This window comes from Paenibacillus sp. LS-5 (assembly GCF_056121505.1).
The window spans coordinates 43,682-61,106 of the sequence record NZ_JBWAVA010000015.1 but is presented as its reverse complement, the minus strand read 5'-3'; the positions used below and the strand labels follow the sequence as shown (position 1 = coordinate 61,106).

The window sequence follows — 17,425 nt, the reverse complement described above, 5'->3', positions numbered from 1 at the left end:
GGACAGAGCATGAATATTATGACCGTGGAACACCTTTCCAAGAGTTATGGGGAAAAAACACTGTTCCGGGATGCATCGTTTGGAATGGATGACAGGGACAAGATTGGCGTCATCGGTGTGAATGGTACAGGGAAATCTACCTTTCTAAAAATCATTGCGGGTCTGGATACCGCAGATGCCGGACAAATTTCCATCGGGAATTCGGTGCGGGTACAGTACCTGGCACAGAATCCGCCGTATGAGCCGGACAACACCGTGTTGCAGCAGGTTTTTGCCGGGGATGAGCCGGAGCTTGCAACCATGCGGGAGTATATGGAGACATTGCCTCTTCTGGATAAAAACCCGGGCGACGCTGCCCTGGAGAGCCGGCTGGTACAGATTGGACAAGCCATAGACGCTGCCGGCGCGTGGCAGCTGGAGAGTGAAGCCAAAACCGTGCTCACCAAACTCGGCATTACACAGTTTGATGCGCGGATGGAGACGTTATCCGGCGGACAACGCAAGCGGGTTGCGCTTGCAGCGGCCCTAATTACCCCTTCTGAGCTGCTAATCCTGGATGAGCCTACGAACCATATTGATACAGACTCAGTAGCCTGGCTGGAGCAATATCTGCAGAAACGGCGCGGCGCACTGCTGATGGTAACCCATGACCGTTATTTCCTTGAGCGGGTAGCAAGTGTCATGCTGGAGCTGGACGGTGGGCAGTTGTACCGGTATGAAGCGAATTATTCGCGTTTCCTGGAGCTGAAGGCCGAACGCGAGGAGCGTGAGGCGTCCATGGAGCAGAAGCGCAAGAATCTGCTGCGTACCGAGCTGGCTTGGATTCGCCGTGGGGCCAAGGCCCGTTCGACGAAGCAAAAGGCCAGAATTGACCGTTATGAGAAGCTGAAGGACAGTCAAGGCGCGGCGTCAACGGGTGCACTCGACATTTCCGTGGCCTCGACACGTCTGGGCCGCAAAATTATTGAGATGAAAGATCTAACCAAGTCCCTGGATGGACGGACACTGATTAAGGATCTGACCTATATCGCGGTACCTCAGGACCGGGTAGGCATTGTAGGTCCGAACGGAAGCGGCAAATCAACCTTGCTCAATCTGATTGCCGGCAAGCTGCAGCCGGACAGCGGAGAGGTTCAGCTTGGTGCAACCGTCAAGCTGGGGTATTTCACCCAGGAGCATCAGGATATGGATGACACCATGCGGGCCATAGAATATGTAAAGGAAGAAGCGGAGATCATCCGTACAGCGGACGGGAGTGTAATTACTGCCGGACAGATGCTGGAACGGTTCCTTTTTCCACCGGCTATGCAGTGGACGCCGATTGCCAAGCTCTCCGGAGGAGAGAAGAGACGTCTCTATCTGCTGCGAGTCCTGATGGGAGCGCCCAACGTATTACTGCTGGACGAACCGACCAACGATCTGGACATCGGCACACTTGCCGTACTGGAGGATTATCTGGACGAATTCCCAGGCGTAGTGTTTACAGTATCCCATGACCGGTATTTCCTGGACCGCACAGTGGATAAGCTAATTGCTTTTGAGAATGGAAGCATTCGTCTGCATGTAGGCGATTATAGTGAATACGAGGAATGGCTCGCGAAGAATGTCCCTGCTGGTGGAGTAGAAGAGAGTTCAGGCAAGCGCGGCTCTGCTCCGGAACAAGGACAGGCAGCTGTAGCGGCATCTCCTTCCAGAGAAAAGCTGAAATTCACTTTCAAGGAACAGCGTGAATATGAAGGAATTGACGAGGCCATTGAGCAGGCAGAACAGCATCTGGCCGACATTAGTGTACAGATGGAAGCAGCCTTTGCGGATTCCGGCAAGCTTCAGGAGCTGGTCGAGAAGCAGCGGCAGGCAGAAGCCGAGCTGGAGCGTCTGATGGAGCGCTGGACGTATCTGAATGAGCTGGCAGAGAAGATTGCCGGTAAAGCGTAGGACGCGGGTATCCTTTAATCCTTGGATATCAAGCGTCATTTTCGCATCATCCTAGTGACGGCTACCTGCTATTACGCTTGATGACTCACCACATTTGTGACATTAGCACAGCATTCAGAGCTCCTGCCCTGAATGCTGTGTTTTCGTATAACGTAACGGCTTTACAGCGCAAAGAGGAGGCAGAAGAGATTGACACATTCGATTGAAGACGCAGTGTCCCTTCGCACCGCCGGGAAGGCTGAAGAGGCAAGAGAATTGCTTCTAGCCTTGCTGAGTGGAGATGAAGAGAATGCAGAGCTGCACTATCAGCTGGCCTGGACCCATGATGTACTGGGCCTGGAACGGGAGGCTGTGCCTTACTATGAGCGCAGTCTGTCACTGGGCCTGGCCCAGGAGCAGCGTATGGGTGCTCTTCTGGGACTAGGCAGCACCTACCGGACCCTAGGTGAGTATAACCGGTCCAAGGAAGTGCTGGAGCAGGGGCTGCACGAGTATCCGGAGCAGAAGGAATTTGTGGTTTTTCTGGCCATGACACTGCACAATCTGGGTGATCATAGTGAAGCGATGAAGCTGACGCTGACAGTGCTCGCGGAGACTTCTTCCGATAAAGGGATCGGGAGTTACCGCCAGGCTATTCTGTACTATTCGGACAAGCTGGATCAGGTGTGGGAATAAGAATTCAGAATTGCAAGCAGGCAGATTTCCGGATTCGGAAACCTGCCTGCTTATTTTATTGCTATATATTTTCTTCCGGGGCTCATATTAAGGCTATGGAAGATAAGGTCTTGGCAATTAATGTAGATTCGCCTTTTCATCCGGCGAACCCTCCGGCAGGTTATTTGCCGCCTGCCAGGGCAACCATCTGTACGACCGGCCGCGAGTCGCCGGTCAGCACAGCCTCTTCGGCGTTCATCTGCGAGGAACCGTCGCCGTCGAGGAAGATCCCTTCCCGCCCTTCACCGGGGACGGTCTCCAGAATGGCTGTACGGAATTCCTCTGCCGTACAGCGTGATGGTGTAACGATCAGCCACAGCTTTCCGTCCTCATCGTAGACCAGCCCCGAGCGCATCCGCTGCTCGTCAGCATAGGGCAGATGCTCTGTGGCGGCCACTGCCTGCCACAGCTCTTCATGCTGCAGGTTCATGCTGATCCCGCCCTGCGCCCAGTAATGCCCGCGGTCCGTGACGGACAGGTCATCTCCTGAGGAGACGACCTGAACCGACATCGAACCGCTCGCGCCGTCCCATACCAGCGTTCCACGCGCATATTTGGCGTTGAACCAGCCCGAGCCATACGCCCTTTGAACGCCGTTCACCGGCCGGTCGTCCATGATCGCGACCGACAGCAGGTCGCTACCGTAGAAGAAGCCGCCGTTAATCCCGTAGGCGGCAACCGGGCGCAGCGGTGAAACCACGCTGCGCAGCACAATGTCAGCTGGTGCCGCTGACATCATATACAGCTGCACCTTGCTGGAGCTGTCCGCCTGCAGGTAGCTGTAAGCGTGAGGGAGGCCGTGGAAGGCCTCCCTCGGATGCGGCTTCGTCAGCAGCACGATAGCCGCCATAACAGCAACAGCCGCCGTCAGAAGAACGGCGGCTGTCAGCCACGGCCTGCGCTGCGCGGCCCGCCGCAGGCCAGCAAGTACAACCTCAGTTCGCGCCCACATATGCTGCGAGAAGCTTGGCTGTGTTCAGCACAGCCTGCTTGTGCGTGCGCTCCATGGAGTGGGAGGCATGTACGCCTGGGCCGATCAACGCAGCCCGGATATTGTTCCCGCCACGCAGGGCGGCGGAAGCATCAGAGCCGTACTGCGGGTAGATATCTACCGCGAATGGAATAGCCAATTGATTCGCAAGTTCAATCAGCCGTCCAGTCATGGCATAATCATAGGGTCCGGAGGAATCCTTGGCGCAGATGGAGACATCCGTCTCTTTACAGCTTAGATCATCACCCATGCAACCCATATCGACCGCGATGATCTCGCTGATCTCACCCGGAATCCAGGCTGCGCCGTGACCAACTTCTTCGTAATTGGAGATTAGCAGGGAGAGGTTATGCAGCGGTTTCCAGCCTTCACGTCGGATACTCTCCAGTAGTCCCAGCAGAGCGGCAACGCTAGCTTTGTCATCCAGATGGCGTGATTTGATATAGCCGCTAGGTGTGATAACTGCCCGGGCATCGAAGGAGATGAAGTCACCTACAGCAATACCTAGCTTTAGGACTTCGTCCTTGGTGGAGACCATTTCATCGATCCGGATCTCCATATTTTCCTCGGAACGCTTGAAGTCACGCGCATCCGCATAGACATGGACAGAAGGATGGCTGCTCAGGATGGTACCGGTATAAGTGAGGCCGGTGCGGGTATGAATGACGCAATATTCATTTTCGATGCTGTTCATGGTAAAACCGCCGACAGAGGTTAGACGCAGCGTGCCGTTCGGTTTGATAGAGCGGACCATGGCTCCAAGCGTGTCCACATGGGCGCTGATGCCGATGGTGCGGGCTGGATCAAGGCCGGGAACGGTTAGGATCAAGCCGCCTTTTTCGTTCCAGCTCATCGACACACCCAGTGCTGCCGCTTCCTCAGCTACAAGGTTCATGACTGTAGTTGTATAGCCGCTAGGACTAGGGGTATCGAGCAGTTTTTTAAGAACGGTTAGAATGTATTCTTCATTAGGTTGAATGGTAATCAAGGTAAATGTCCTCCTGTTATTAGATTGAAACTGCAATTCAACTCATAGCTGCGGCGTACTGTTTGTAGAGAAGCTGTCCTGATTCAGTGCTACCGCATCCAAGGAATGATCCGCATCCCGGAGCTTGTTCAGCTCAGCTGTAAGACCTTTGATCTGTTTCTGGAGCTTGTATTGACGGAAGATGCCGTAGGAGCCGACAATAACCCCGCCGATCAGGGCACAGCCCAGAATGACCAGGATCAGTGGAATACGGACAACGTCAAAATAGAAATTGACCTCAACCGGATCTACATTGATGACTGCGAACACGGCTGTAATCAGAGCGAAGATCAGTCCTAAAATAAGTGACCATTGCAATCGCATGTAACTTCCTCCTCTAAGCATGGATGACAAGATAAATCCCCTGCCCGCAGAGGGCAAGGGATTACAGTAATACTAAGCGGTATGCCTTATTTGGTCAACTGTTCCATCTGTTCAATTACGCTTTCGAAGACGCTCATCGCTTCACGGATGGGTGCAGGAGAGGACATGTCAACGCCTGCCTTGGAGAGAATGTTGATCGAATAATCACTGCCGCCGCTCTTCAGGAAGCCGAGATATTTATCTACCGCCGGTTTGCCATCTTCCAGAATCTGCTTCGCAAAGCTGGTAGCCGCGGAGAAGCCGGTAGCATATTTGTACACATAGAAGCTGTTGTAGAAATGCGGAATCCGGGCCCATTCCATCTCGATCTCCTTATCAACCACCATATCCTTGCCATAATACTTGACGTTAAGGTCATAGTAGATTTCGGACAGATCCTGTGGCGTCAGAGATTCGCCTTCTTCGGCGCGCTGGTGAATGATTTTCTCGAATTCAGCGAACATCGTCTGTCGGAATACAGTCGTGCGGAACTGGTCGGCATAGTAAGTGAGCAGGTACATTTTTTCCTTCGGATCGGTAGACTTCTTGAGCAGGTAGTCCATCAGCAGCGCTTCGTTGGTTGTAGAAGCCACTTCTGCGAGGAAAATTGTATACTGTGCATCCCGGTATTTGAGCGTGTTGTCCGAATAATAGGAATGCAGGGCGTGGCCCATTTCATGAGCCAGTGTGAACATGCTGTTCAGGTTATCATTATGGTTCAGCAGCACATAAGGATGGGTACCATAAGCTCCCCAACTGTATGCGCCGGTGCGTTTGTTTTCATTTTCGTAGACATCAATCCAGCCCTTGTCGTAGCCTTCCTGCAGCACACCCAGATAATCCTCGCCGAGGGGCTTCAATCCTTCTTTGGTAATCTTCTTGGCTTCTTCAAAGGTAATATCCAGCTTGTATTCGTCTACCAGCGGTGCGAACAGGTCATACATATGTAGCTCGTCGACACCCATTAACTTCTGGCGTAGCTTCATATAACGATGCATCAGCGGCAGGCTCTCATGAATGGTATCGATCAGATTCGTGTAGACCTCCTTGGGGATGTTATCGCCATAGAGGGACATTTCTAGAACAGAAGGGTACTTGCGCACACGTGAGTAAAAGACATTTTTGTTGACGTTTGCGCTCAGTGTGGAAGCAATTGTATTTTTTTGTTTGCCATACGTCTCATAGACTGCTTTAAAAGCATTCTTGCGAACCTCGCGGTCCGGACTTTCGAGGAACTGAATGTAGCTGCCATGCGTCAGTTCAACTTCCTTGCCTTCCTCATTCTTGATCTTCGGGAACTTCAAGTCCGCATTGTTCAGCATGCTGAATACCGTCTGCGGCGCTTGGGCAAGGGTGCCTACCTGGGCGAGTAGAGCTTCCTCCGCTTTGGAGAGAACATGCGCTTTCTCGCGTTTCATTTCTGTCAATGTGAAAGTGTAGTCTGAGAGTGAAGGGTCAGCAATGAACTGGTCCAGCGTCTCATTCGGCAGTGCAAGGATTTCCGGTGTGACAAAAGAAAGAGCTTCCCCGGCTTCTACTCCAAGCTTCTTGGCTTTCTGGGAGAGGGCCTGGTAGGTTGGGGCGGCCGTATCCTCATCCTGGCGCATATGCGCGTAAACATAGAGGCGTTCGGTGAGCAGGGACAGTTTGTCGTCGAGCTCAAAGCATTGTTTGAGTGCTCCGGGAGAGTCAAGCTTGCCCTGGAAATCGGCGGCGCTGCTAATCAGCTCCTTGGCCTCTTTATATTCTGCATCCCATTGCTCCTGTGAAGCAAACATATCCTCAAGCTTCCAGCGGTTTTCGGCGGGCACTTCACTTCTCTTCAATAATTGTTCCATAGAAATCCTCCTCGGATGATGGGATGATATAGGCATATTCTTCTGCAGTACCGTGTTTGATACGGGATTACCCGGCAGCAGGCTTAAGGCAAGCAGTAGCGGAAGAGTATTGGCGGAAAAGGACATAACGGAAGCCTCCTTAACACTTAAGGTTGACTTAGTATGCCCTGCCAAATCCTGATTATTAATGATCTAGTTCCAGATGCTATGCTAACAAGCTATAGATAATGAAGATAAAAGCCATGGCAATCAGAATGACCGCAGTCAGGGCCATACCGCGCTTGAGGCGCGGCGGCACTTTTTCCTTACCCATGACCAGCACTGCTCCCAGACAGAGAACTACAATGATGAAGATGACTAAATTCTCGTTATCCATCTCCGGCTATACCTGTTTGAAAGCTGCGATGATATTCTTGTACTCTTCTTCATTATCTTTGTAAGATTCTTTGTTGAAACGGTTGTTGACCCATTGCATCATAGCTGGACGGCTCATAAAAGTATGTGTTTCTTCTCCCCATTGATCAGAAATTTCGCGGAGAACAATATAGCGCCCCTGAACCTCTACTGTCATCATATTCCACTTGTCTGTTTTGTATATTTCATGTTTTTTGATCATTATCATTACCACCCTGGCGATTTTTGGCTTTTGGCTCAATGATAACGCACGTAGGAAGTGAAAAGCAAATATTATCACTTTAGAAGGGAAATGATGGATTGATTCGCAGGTATAGTTGGGGTATAATGTAAGCATACGTCATATATGGCGGTATTTTTAGGAGGTTGTTCATTTGAAAGGTACAGTAAAATGGTTTAACGCAGAAAAAGGCTATGGTTTTCTTCAAGTAGAAGGCGGCGAAGATGTATTCGTTCACTTCTCAGCAATTCAAGGTGACGGATTCAAGACTTTGGATGAAGGTCAAGCGGTAGAGTTCGATATTACTGATGGTAACCGTGGTCCCCAAGCAGCTAACGTAGTTAAATTATAATAAACGGCCAGACAGTTTAATCTGTCAGTCACAATATATATTTTTTGGAATGGCAACACTTGCAAGAGTGGTAACCAGAACTTACAAAGCACACAGTTCTTTCGGGAACTGTGTTTTTTTATTTTCGCCTTTTTATCCACCAAGGGCTGCACTATATAAGAAGTGCAGCCCTTGGATAGAACTAATTGCTTTTACGGCGGGAATAACGATGAATACTGAAACCAGTGTCCAGAAGGTGTTTGGATAAAAAACCAACGAAGGCCAGCAGCGAGAAGCTCATGGCCACCACATAGAATACCGTACGTCCGGCATCCTCGTAGATTAATCCGCCAAATGTTCCGCTGAGCAGACCGGCTGCGCTTGACCATACAACAGTAAAGATGGCCATGCCCGTTGCACGGAGATGATCGGGAATTATGCGCGTAATATACCGCACAGCCGTCACGTAATATATGCCGAAGGAGATGCTGTGCATAGCCTGTATAGCTATCACCGTACCGGGCTCATTCGCAAGGGACATGAACAGGAACCGGGCGGCAAACATCAGGCTGGCAAATGCGAGCAGGGGTAACTCCTTGAATTTATCACCATATTTACTCAGGACGAAGAATACCGGGATTTCACTCAGTGCTGAAGCCAGCAGCGACCATCCGATAATCTCATCTCCGGCATTCATGGCTTTGAGGCTGAGCGTTAAGAACGCTTCATTCATCCGGTAACCGATCGCAAGCACGAAGACGCTGCCGAAGAACCATAACACTTCCTTTTGCAGCAAAATCTGTTTCAGGCCTCCTCGCTTAAGCGGTTCTGCCGGGGAACCGGCTGTATCAGCCTTGTTGTCTATTTCGGTCCGTTTGACATCCTTCAGTCCAAAGGTAATGAGTAGTGCAATAACTACAATTACAATACAGACCGCTATGCTGTACGATGATCCCAAAGCCCTTAGTACATAACCAATCGTCAGTGCGAAGAAGGAGTATCCAAGTGACCCGAATACCCGGATCGTAATGAAATTGCGCCCGTGGCGCTGGGCAATTTTGATTGCCATTGTATCGGCAAGCGGGAATAACGGGTAATAGAAGAAATAGAAAAGGGACAAAATAAGCATTACGGTCCCAAAATCATTAGTTCTTGCCAGCAGCAGCGCAGTTACCAATTGGCCCGCCAATAGAATGGCCATGATTTTTTTGACCGTGCCCATACGGTCGCTCATCATGCTCCAGAACAGGTTGGATAAAATGGAGATCAGCGGCCCGATAGAATACAGGATTCCAATCTGCGGGCTGCTGAACCCAATGTGAGTATAGAATAAGGGGAAATAAGAGACAACCAGCACACTGGTGCCGTAGAGCGTGAACATAAAGGATCGCAGCCAGTTTTGGTCACTGTACTGGCCTCCGGTCCGTTCTGATAACATGATTTGCACTCCTTCGGATATGAAATATGGTCTCATAATCCATACTTTTGTGATGAACGCGTTCTAGTATAGCATAAAGGTAACGCCGGATGTCCGCTGTAACAGGAGATTTCTGAATCTTTCATGGTTTTGCGAAAGTGATTTTGTTGTTTGTACAAATACGCTCTGCATATTATAATAATGATGATTTGGATAAGGAGACAACAATGTGGAGGCACTGTCATTGAATGAATTTGAGCAAGGCCGTTACCTTAGCCCTCGTGGCCCCATAGGGCTGATGAGCAGGGTCTACAAGTACGTGCTGCCGGAAGTGGCGGAATGTCTCCATTTCTGGCGCCAGGATGCAGAAGGGATTCCCGATCCCGAGCTACGGAAGCAAGCGCTTGCCAGCATTGAGACCAAAGAGTTTCACTGCCAGGGTGGCGGAATATATGCCGCCGGCAATTTGTCGATGAGACATATACTGATTCCGCTTATTGTTGCTTATCAGACGATCAGTGATTATTTGGACAACCTGTGTGACCGCAGTACTTCTCTTGATCCCGCCGACTTCAGGCTGCTGCATCAGTCCATGCTGGACGCCATTAACCCCAAGGCTGAGCTTGGTAATTACTATGCACTTCGCAGTGAGCAGAACGACGGAGGATATCTTCACAGGCTCGTCCGTAAATGCCAGGAGATGACGTCCCTGTTGCCAGGCTATGCTGCGGCAGCTGAAGAAGTACATGGTCTGGCTGTGCTGTATACGGATTTGCAGGTTTATAAGCACATTCGCCCCGATCTCAGGGAGGCTGCCCTGAAGGAATGGTGGGAGGTGGAAGGAAAACGGGCTCCGCATTTGCAGTGGAATGAATTTGCGGCAGCAACAGGCTCTACCTTGGGTGTGTTTATGTTGTTTCTGGCTTCGTGCGATCCCAAGCTGAGCACATCAGCAGCGGCTTCGATCCGGGCAGCGTACTTTCCACATTTATGCGGTTTGCACATTCTGCTGGATTACCTGATTGATCAGGATGAAGACCGGGCTGGCGGGGATCTCAACTTCTGCAATTATTATGACAATACCGATACCATGCTGAACCGGATCGCCTCCATTGTGGAGTGGGCCCGCAGGGATGTCCGGAATCTACCCGAGACCTCAATGCATCGTATGGTCATCGAAGGCTTGCTGGCACTTTATTTATCCGATCCGAAAGTTAGCGAACAGCGGGAGGTTCGCTCGGTATCCAGGCGTCTGATGAGAAGAAGTCCTCTGACAAGATTATTCTTCTTCGTGAACAGCCGCTGGATACGCAGACATATGTATTAGAGGCTGTGGGGCGTAATTCTGTTCAAGAACGGGCTCCGCACAATTTTAAGGAGGAACTAACAGGATGGCAAACGTAAAAAAAATCGCAGTATTAACCAGTGGTGGAGATTCCCAGGGCATGAATGCCGCGGTTCGCGCAGTAGTGCGCAGCGCAATCTACTATGGCATTGAAGTGTTCGGAATTCAGCGTGGATATCAGGGGTTGCTAAACCGCGACATTTTCCCTATGGATCTGCGCAGTGTCGGTGATATCATCCAGCGTGGAGGCACTATTCTCCAATCGGCCCGCTGTCTCGAGTTTGTGACTCCTGAAGGACAGCAAAAGGGTGCTGATATTCTGAATGAGATGGGAATCGACGGATTGGTCGTAGTCGGCGGAGACGGCTCATATAAGGGAGCTAACAAACTCAGCAAGCTTGGTATTAATACCATGGCTCTGCCTGGTACCATCGATAACGATATATCGTTCACTGACTACACTATTGGCTTTGATACTGCGGTAGGTGTTGTAGTTGATGCCATCAATAAGCTCCGTGACACGATGTCCTCGCATGAGCGTTCATCCATCGTGGAAGTTATGGGCCGCCACTGCGGAGACATTGCGCTTCACGCCGGTCTTGCTTCCGGAGCCGAGACGATTCTGGTGCCTGAAATGCCTTATGATCTTAACGAGGTAGCTGACCGGATGCGCGATAACTTTGCCCGTGGCAAACGCCACAGTATCGTAATCGTCGCTGAAGGGGTAGGCAAGGGTGAAGATGTGGCTCAAGCGCTGAAAGACCGTCACGCCTCCCTGGACGCTCGCGTTACCGTTCTTGGACATATTCAGCGTGGAGGTACTCCCACTCCAGGAGACCGGAATCTGGCCAGCCGTTTGGGTGACTTTGCTGTGCGGTCCTTGCTCGAAGGTCACTCTGACAAAGCTTGCGGTATTATCAAAGGCGAGCTGACACTTACTGACATTGATCTGGTGGTTAATACCAAAAAAGACTTTGATGTTGAGCTTTACGAGCTGGCTTCCCGCCTTTCTCAATAAAATAAAAATTGTGCTTCGATACGACCGCCATGAATGGCGGTCTTTTTTCTTGACTACATACCCCCTACTGTATAATATATACCCTATAGGGTATAAACAAGGGGGCAAAATAAGAATGAGCAAGAGAATTGTAATTGTTGGCGGTGTGGCGGGTGGTGCTTCAGCAGCTGCACGTCTGCGGAGATTAAATGAACTTGATGAGATTATCCTGGTGGAACGGGGAGAGCATGTTTCTTTTGCCAATTGCGGCCTCCCTTATTACATTGGAGAAACCATAGACTCCCGGGAGAAGTTGTTCCTGCAGACTCCGAAGGGGATACAGCAAAGATTTAATATAGATGTAAGGACATTTACTGAGGTTACAGCTATTGATCGTGAGAGCAAGCAAGTTGTTTCCCGTAATGTAATTACAGGTGAAGTTGTTCAAATTCCTTACGATATTGTAATTCTGTCTCCGGGTGCAAGACCGATTGTTCCCCCAATTCCGGGGATTACCAGTGCGGATAATCTGTTCACGCTGAGAAACATTCCGGATACAGACCGGATCAAGGCATATGTCGATCATCAGCATCCGAAGCATGCAACAGTCATTGGTGCGGGATTTATCGGACTGGAAATGGCGGAGAATCTGCGGGAGCGCGGGCTTGAAGTGACGGTTATTGACCGGGGAACTCAGATACTGAACCCGCTCGATCCCGAAATGGCAAAACCGGTAGAAGAACACATGCGCCTGAACGGAGTGGAATTCAGGTTGAATGAAGGTGTGGAGGCGATTACGGAGGGAGGCCGATCCCTACAGCTCGCATCCGGATTAACGCTGGCTACAGATATGATTATTTTGGCCATTGGAGTTACACCGGAGAATGAGCTGGCTAGAAATAGTGGACTGGAACTGGGAGTCCGGGGAGCTGTGAAAGTTAACACTACACTGCAGACAAGCGATCCTGCAATCTACGCAGTCGGAGATGTTATTGAAGTGAGGGATAAGGTTCAAGGATTCGAAACGATGGTATCTCTGGCTTGGGGAGCTAACCGTCAGGGCCGTCTTGCCGCAGATCATATCAATGGCCGGGCTATTGCTTATGAAGGTGCGCTGGGCACAGCGATTATCAAAACCTTTGGCTTAACCTCAGCCCTTACCGGGAACAACGAGAAAACACTGAAATCTCTAGGTGTACCCTATGAGGCCATCCACATTCATCCGAATTCACATGCAGGTTATTATCCTGATGCAGCCCCTATTGCTATTAAGCTGCTGTTCAACCCGCACACAGGAGAAATATATGGTGCTCAGGCAGTAGGAAGCGATGGTGCCGACAAACGGATAGATGTGATTGCCACCGCCATCCGTGGGAATCTCAAGGCAGACGAACTGGCGGATATAGAGCTGGCCTACGCGCCACCGTATTCTTCGGCGAAAGACCCTGTCAATATGGCCGGTTATGTTGCTTCTAATGTTATGGATGGTATGGTGAAGAACCTTCAATGGCACGAGGTGGATGATTTCTCCCGGACAGGAGGACTTATTATCGACGTCAGAGATGAGGTGGAGCGTCTTGCCGGATTTATCCCCGGGTCCATCAACATCCCGCTTCCCGAGCTGAGAACCCGCCTGGCGGAAATTCCTTCAGATATTAAGATTGCGGTATCCTGTCAAGTCGGTCTTAGAGGTTACATTGCTGCCAGGATGCTGATGCAGCACGGATTCGACGTGAAGAATGTTGACGGCGGATATAAAACCTACGCTGTTATGGTCAGGGAAGGCAGTGACGATCTACAAGGAGATAAGATGGCAACTGAGACAGTTATTACAGTGCCTGAAGTTGCGGATCAAGCAAATCCTGTTACCGCTGAACAGCGAATTATGCTGGATGCTTGCGGATTGCAGTGTCCCGGCCCTATACTCAAAGTATACGAGACAGTGAAGTCCATGAAAGAAGGACAGCTACTTGAAATTGTTGCAACTGATTTCGGCTTTGGCCCGGATATCCGGCAGTGGTGTCTCAAGACGCAGAATACACTGGAATCCCTGGATGTCTCAACGGGTAAGGTTCAGGCCATTGTGCGCAAAGGAATACAGAAGCCAGAAGGGAACAGCGGCTTCTTGCCTTCTCCTGTGGAGAAGGAAGGAACGACTATGGTTGTGTTCAGCGGCGATCTGGACAAGGCGATTGCTTCCTTTATTATTGCCTCAGGTGCAGCTGCAATGGGCAAGCAAGTTACCATGTTTTTCACCTTTTGGGGATTGAATCTGCTACGCCGAGAGCAGGCTCCGGCGGTTCAGAAAAAGGGACTCGACAAGATGTTTGGCATGATGATGCCCCAAGGTACCCGCAAATTATCCTTGTCCAAAATGAATATGGGGGGATTGGGTGCAAAATTGATCCGGCACACCATGAAACGAAAAAATGTGGACTCTCTTGAACAGCTGATGTCGGGTGCAATCCATGCGGGTGTAAAGCTAATGGCATGTACAATGAGTATGGATATTATGGGAATCAAGCAGGAGGAATTAATAGCAGGCGTGGAATTTGGCGGTGTCGCCAGTTATTTAGGGGCTGCTGAGGATTCGGGTGTCAATTTGTTCATCTAAAGGAAGTGTTACTAATGGAATACGATAAAGCGATCAAGAATAGACTCAAACGGATTGAAGGACAAGTGCGGGGCGTGTTAAGTATGCTTGAAGAAGGACAAGACTGCAGGGAGATTGTTATTCAGTTGACGGCAATAAGAACCGCAGTGGACCGAACGGCAGGTGCCGTCATTGGGGCCAATCTGGAGCATTGTATCCAGGAGGAACTGGAGCAAGGGAATTCTCCCAATCAAGTCATTCAGGATGCGGTAGAGCTTATCGTGAAAAGCCGCTAACAAAAAGAACAGCTGCGGGAGTATATCCGCGCTGTTCTTTTATTATATCCGGGCAGTTTTTGCGTGGGTCTGTCCGTACTTGCGCTGTATTTTGACAAGACGGGACAGCAGGAGGATAGCCCCTATGGCAAGCCCGGTGATCAGTCCGATCCAATAACCGTATGCACCTAAGTGTGTATAGGTTGCTAACAGATACCCGGTGGGTAGGCCGATTACCCAATAGGCGATAAAACAGATAATAAATGCCGGGTTCACATCCTTGTAGCCCCGAAGAACCCCCTGTGTAGGAGTGGCAATGGCATCAGATATCTGAAAGAAAATGGCGTAAATTAAAAAATGCTGGATGAGTGAAATCACCTCTGGCTCATCTGAGTACAAGCCGGCAACATGATTGCCTGCGAACAGCAGCACGAGAGCTGTAACCATAGAGAGAATAGCGGCAGTCCCGATGCCCATTATTCCGTATTGACGGGCATCCTTCAATCTGCCGGACCCGCTCTCGAAGCCAACGAGGATCGTAAGGCTCATGCAAATGCTCAGCGGAATCATATACAGTGTGGAAGCGAAATTAATGGCCGCTTGGTGGGCGGCAATGGTGACGGTATCGAATCTGCTCATTAGAAGGGTTACAGCAGAGAAGACAGCCGTCTCAAAGAAAATGGAGAAGCCAATAGGCACGCCGATCTTAAGCAGCTCTTTGAAGCTCCGCCGGGACATGGAGTAGAAGCTCCGGAATAATCGCAGGCCTCGGAAGGGCTCGGTCCGGTAGACGAAGAGCAGGGAGATAGCGAAGATCACCCAATAGGTTATGGCTGAGGCGACCCCTGCACCCACACCTCCAAGACGGGGGAATCCGAATTTCCCGAAGATTAAGAGATAGTTGAGGCCTACATTGACCGGCAGTGCAATCAGTGTGATGAACATAGAGACCCGTGTCTGACCGAGAGCATCAATACAGCTGCGTATAACGGTGTATCCAAACAGCGGAATGATTCCTACCGAGATGGCGCAGAGGAAACGGAAAGCGATATCTCGCACCTGTGGTTCCAGATTCATAAAGTCAAGTACCGGTGAAAGGGCGAAGGCGCCGAGTATCAGAACCAGCAGCGATATGAGCAGCGACAGCCACATGCCTTGAGTAACCTGATAAGCCACATCCTTATCTTTTTTGCTTCCAATCAAATGAGATACTATGGGGGTAATCCCCATGAGGATGCCGCTGAGCCCGGTTTGAATAGGAATCCACAGGCTTGTTCCTATGGCAACACCAGCCAAGTCATTCGTACCATATTTGCCGGACATATTCGTATCGAAAAAAGTAATGGCGGATAAGGCGACCTGTGTAATAAGGATAGGGAATAAAATATAGAGGAATTGTCTAGCTTTTTGCTTTAATGAATTTGTTGGGATCATTGTACTTAAGCCTCATCATTCTTTAATAAATATCGGGACGGATCCCAGTAAAATGACCCCACAATGTGGGGTCTTTAATGGATGCATGTTGAATTAATATTCGAAAATGGCAGGAAGCTGTTTACTTATTTTTCGTAATCTACACCTGAAGTATAACGGTTGTTGGCATTCCAGAGCAGGAATTCGTCGACCTTCATTTCCTTTAGGGCACGAATTTGGTCTTCAACCTGTTGTTTACCATATTTAACATAATGTCCGCTTCCGAGCCAGCTTGCGGTGAAATCCTGAATCCAGGGGCGGATAACTGGTTTGTAGCTTCCAAGGGGATCAAGTTTTTTATGTGTATCCACCATGGAACCTTTGATTGTAGCGTAAGGGTTCTTATCCGGATCTTTTACATCAAACCAGCCTGTTGAGTAATGGCTTGGATACACCATTGGGCTGATAACATCGACGTTCTTGGAGATCCTTACAAAGTCTTGGCCGATGCCTTCTGCAGCAGGCACAGAGGCCGCATAGCCAAAAATATCAACCGATACGCGGACACCGAGAGGCCCTAGCTCTGATTTGGCATATCTCACAAAATCTGAAATGATCTCAACCCGCGGACGGTCGCTTTTGGTGTATTTGAGTGTATCTGCACGTTTTTCGAAGCCTTCAGGAAAACGTACATAATCGAATTGGATTTCTTTAAAGCCGATTTTGGCAGCCTCTTTGGCGATATCCACGTTGTATTTCCATACATCCCGGTTATACGGGTTCACGAAGCTATCTCCGCCTTTATTGGTCCACACGGAACCATCGGCTTTTACGAAGGACATCTCAGGTTTTTTCTTGGCGAGCACGGAATCCTTAAAAACAACAATCCGGGCAATAGGATAGACATCATGCTTCTTTAATCGCGCCATTAGTTTGTTAATGTCACCAATGAACGGCTGGGGATGGCCCATTTGCTGAAGCTCAGCGTTATCTGTTTTATATGTGATGTATCCTGCGTCGTCCTTAATATCAATAACCATGGAATTTAGCTCGGTTTTATCAAGCAAGTTGAGCAGGGTTTCCATCCGCGATCCACCAGCGCTATAAGCTGTTACATATATGCCTTTGATCTTGGGGGCATCTGGCTGCGGATCGGCTAAAAGAGCGGTGTCTGTAGCACCCGGAGAAGCTTCGGCACCCGGCGAAGCACTTGGAGCAGGTGTGGCTCCACTGCCTCCCGCAGTATTCTTTGGAGTGTCAGGATTTGCTGTGTGTTGTGCGGCGATGGATGGGTTCATGGCAGATTGCAGTGCGGCAGCAACGTCTGCTTCGTGTGAATTAGACTGCACACCGACGCTTCCCAGAGCCATCATCAGTAGTGCCCAGGTGATATTCATTTGTTATTCTCTCCCTTTATGTACATTCCATTAAAGTATAAAGGAACGGCAGCGTCCAAAAAGAACAGACTTGTAACAATCCACGTAATTTTGTCCGCATAAAAACCGCTCTTGTTGTTTATAAACGGGATGTACAGATTTTAAACCTTGCAAAT

The 17,425-nt window shown here is 49.9% G+C and carries 16 protein-coding genes; 7 read left to right on the top strand and 9 right to left on the bottom strand.

The features are described from left to right. The first annotated feature begins 9 nt into the window (after positions 1–9). On the top strand, positions 10–1,935 hold the full coding sequence (locus AC0MA3_RS19875; RefSeq protein WP_474657440.1) for an ABC-F family ATP-binding cassette domain-containing protein: 1,926 nt from the start codon (positions 10–12) through the stop codon (positions 1,933–1,935). 189 nt (positions 1,936–2,124) lie between these two features. Then, positions 2,125–2,610: a tetratricopeptide repeat protein gene (locus AC0MA3_RS19870; protein ID WP_474657439.1), complete on the top strand. Its 486-nt coding sequence runs from the start codon at positions 2,125–2,127 to the stop codon at positions 2,608–2,610. A 160-nt stretch (positions 2,611–2,770) separates the two neighbouring features. Here AC0MA3_RS19870 and AC0MA3_RS19865 read toward each other — a convergent pair whose 3' ends face one another. From AC0MA3_RS19865 to AC0MA3_RS19840, 6 genes are all read right to left on the bottom strand, one after another. Continuing rightward, the gene (locus AC0MA3_RS19865; protein ID WP_474657438.1) at positions 2,771–3,499 is read right to left on the bottom strand and encodes a hypothetical protein; all 729 of its coding nucleotides are present in this window, start codon (positions 3,497–3,499) and stop codon (positions 2,771–2,773) included. Positions 3,500–3,584: 85 nt separating this feature from the next. Then, entirely contained in the window at positions 3,585–4,625 is a 1,041-nt protein-coding gene (locus AC0MA3_RS19860) for a M42 family metallopeptidase (RefSeq protein WP_379154215.1), read from the bottom strand. Positions 4,626–4,670: 45 nt separating this feature from the next. Beyond that, entirely contained in the window at positions 4,671–4,991 is a 321-nt protein-coding gene (locus AC0MA3_RS19855) for a LapA family protein (RefSeq protein ID WP_379153793.1), read from the bottom strand. A gap of 86 nt (positions 4,992–5,077) precedes the next feature. After that, positions 5,078–6,868 carry an oligoendopeptidase F gene (gene pepF, locus AC0MA3_RS19850; RefSeq protein WP_474657437.1) on the bottom strand — a complete coding sequence of 597 codons (1,791 nt, stop codon included), beginning with the start codon at positions 6,866–6,868 and terminating at the stop codon, positions 5,078–5,080. 205 nt (positions 6,869–7,073) lie between these two features. Further along, positions 7,074–7,244 carry a hypothetical protein gene (locus AC0MA3_RS19845; protein WP_379153789.1) on the bottom strand — a complete coding sequence of 57 codons (171 nt, stop codon included), beginning with the start codon at positions 7,242–7,244 and terminating at the stop codon, positions 7,074–7,076. A 6-nt stretch (positions 7,245–7,250) separates the two neighbouring features. Beyond that, on the bottom strand, positions 7,251–7,484 hold the full coding sequence (locus AC0MA3_RS19840; protein ID WP_074086091.1) for a hypothetical protein: 234 nt from the start codon (positions 7,482–7,484) through the stop codon (positions 7,251–7,253). A 172-nt stretch (positions 7,485–7,656) separates the two neighbouring features. On the opposite strand from AC0MA3_RS19840, the gene AC0MA3_RS19835 reads away from it, so the two are divergent. After that, positions 7,657–7,854, top strand: coding sequence for a cold shock domain-containing protein (locus AC0MA3_RS19835; RefSeq protein WP_019911834.1), 198 nt, complete (start codon positions 7,657–7,659; stop codon positions 7,852–7,854). 181 nt (positions 7,855–8,035) lie between these two features. Here AC0MA3_RS19835 and AC0MA3_RS19830 read toward each other — a convergent pair whose 3' ends face one another. Then, entirely contained in the window at positions 8,036–9,271 is a 1,236-nt protein-coding gene (locus AC0MA3_RS19830) for an MFS transporter (RefSeq protein ID WP_474657436.1), read from the bottom strand. A gap of 223 nt (positions 9,272–9,494) precedes the next feature. Between AC0MA3_RS19830 and AC0MA3_RS19825 the strand changes: the two genes are divergently transcribed. The 4 genes from AC0MA3_RS19825 (at position 9,495) to AC0MA3_RS19810 (ending at position 14,481) form a co-directional block, all read left to right on the top strand. Continuing rightward, positions 9,495–10,577, top strand: a complete 1,083-nt coding sequence (locus tag AC0MA3_RS19825; protein ID WP_379154213.1) for a tetraprenyl-beta-curcumene synthase family protein — start codon at positions 9,495–9,497, stop codon at positions 10,575–10,577. Positions 10,578–10,641: 64 nt separating this feature from the next. Beyond that, positions 10,642–11,613 (top strand): 6-phosphofructokinase, encoded by a 972-nt coding sequence (pfkA, locus tag AC0MA3_RS19820; RefSeq protein ID WP_379153785.1) that lies wholly within the window; start codon positions 10,642–10,644, stop codon positions 11,611–11,613. A 115-nt stretch (positions 11,614–11,728) separates the two neighbouring features. Continuing rightward, complete coding sequence (locus AC0MA3_RS19815) at positions 11,729–14,206, top strand: CoA-disulfide reductase (RefSeq protein ID WP_474657435.1); 2,478 nt, start codon at positions 11,729–11,731, stop codon at positions 14,204–14,206. 14 nt (positions 14,207–14,220) lie between these two features. Then, positions 14,221–14,481 (top strand): metal-sensitive transcriptional regulator, encoded by a 261-nt coding sequence (locus AC0MA3_RS19810; RefSeq protein WP_379153781.1) that lies wholly within the window; start codon positions 14,221–14,223, stop codon positions 14,479–14,481. Between the two features lie 42 nt (positions 14,482–14,523). Here the strand turns inward: AC0MA3_RS19810 and AC0MA3_RS19805 are convergent, their stop codons facing one another. Both AC0MA3_RS19805 and AC0MA3_RS19800 read right to left on the bottom strand, forming a co-directional pair. After that, a complete protein-coding gene (locus AC0MA3_RS19805; RefSeq protein ID WP_474657434.1) occupies positions 14,524–15,894 on the bottom strand; it encodes an MATE family efflux transporter in 1,371 nt (456 codons plus the stop codon). A 125-nt stretch (positions 15,895–16,019) separates the two neighbouring features. After that, positions 16,020–17,270: a putative glycoside hydrolase gene (locus AC0MA3_RS19800; protein WP_474657433.1), complete on the bottom strand. Its 1,251-nt coding sequence runs from the start codon at positions 17,268–17,270 to the stop codon at positions 16,020–16,022. Positions 17,271–17,425: the final 155 nt, after the last annotated feature.

What these genes read in the sequence shown, in the direction of transcription:
- AC0MA3_RS19830 (WP_474657436.1), bottom strand. Translation starts at nt 9,271, where the DNA reads ATGTTATCAGAACGGACCGGAGGCCAGTACAGTGACCAAAACTGGCTG.
- AC0MA3_RS19815 (WP_474657435.1), top strand. Translation starts at nt 11,729, where the DNA reads ATGAGCAAGAGAATTGTAATTGTTGGCGGTGTGGCGGGTGGTGCTTCA.
- pfkA (WP_379153785.1), top strand. Translation starts at nt 10,642, where the DNA reads ATGGCAAACGTAAAAAAAATCGCAGTATTAACCAGTGGTGGAGATTCC.
- AC0MA3_RS19865 (WP_474657438.1), bottom strand. Translation starts at nt 3,499, where the DNA reads ATGGCGGCTATCGTGCTGCTGACGAAGCCGCATCCGAGGGAGGCCTTC.
- AC0MA3_RS19805 (WP_474657434.1), bottom strand. Translation starts at nt 15,894, where the DNA reads ATGATCCCAACAAATTCATTAAAGCAAAAAGCTAGACAATTCCTCTAT.
- AC0MA3_RS19855 (WP_379153793.1), bottom strand. Translation starts at nt 4,991, where the DNA reads ATGCGATTGCAATGGTCACTTATTTTAGGACTGATCTTCGCTCTGATT.
- AC0MA3_RS19845 (WP_379153789.1), bottom strand. Translation starts at nt 7,244, where the DNA reads ATGGATAACGAGAATTTAGTCATCTTCATCATTGTAGTTCTCTGTCTG.
- AC0MA3_RS19800 (WP_474657433.1), bottom strand. Translation starts at nt 17,270, where the DNA reads ATGAATATCACCTGGGCACTACTGATGATGGCTCTGGGAAGCGTCGGT.
- AC0MA3_RS19840 (WP_074086091.1), bottom strand. Translation starts at nt 7,484, where the DNA reads ATGATCAAAAAACATGAAATATACAAAACAGACAAGTGGAATATGATG.
- AC0MA3_RS19810 (WP_379153781.1), top strand. Translation starts at nt 14,221, where the DNA reads ATGGAATACGATAAAGCGATCAAGAATAGACTCAAACGGATTGAAGGA.
- AC0MA3_RS19875 (WP_474657440.1), top strand. Translation starts at nt 10, where the DNA reads ATGAATATTATGACCGTGGAACACCTTTCCAAGAGTTATGGGGAAAAA.
- pepF (WP_474657437.1), bottom strand. Translation starts at nt 6,868, where the DNA reads ATGGAACAATTATTGAAGAGAAGTGAAGTGCCCGCCGAAAACCGCTGG.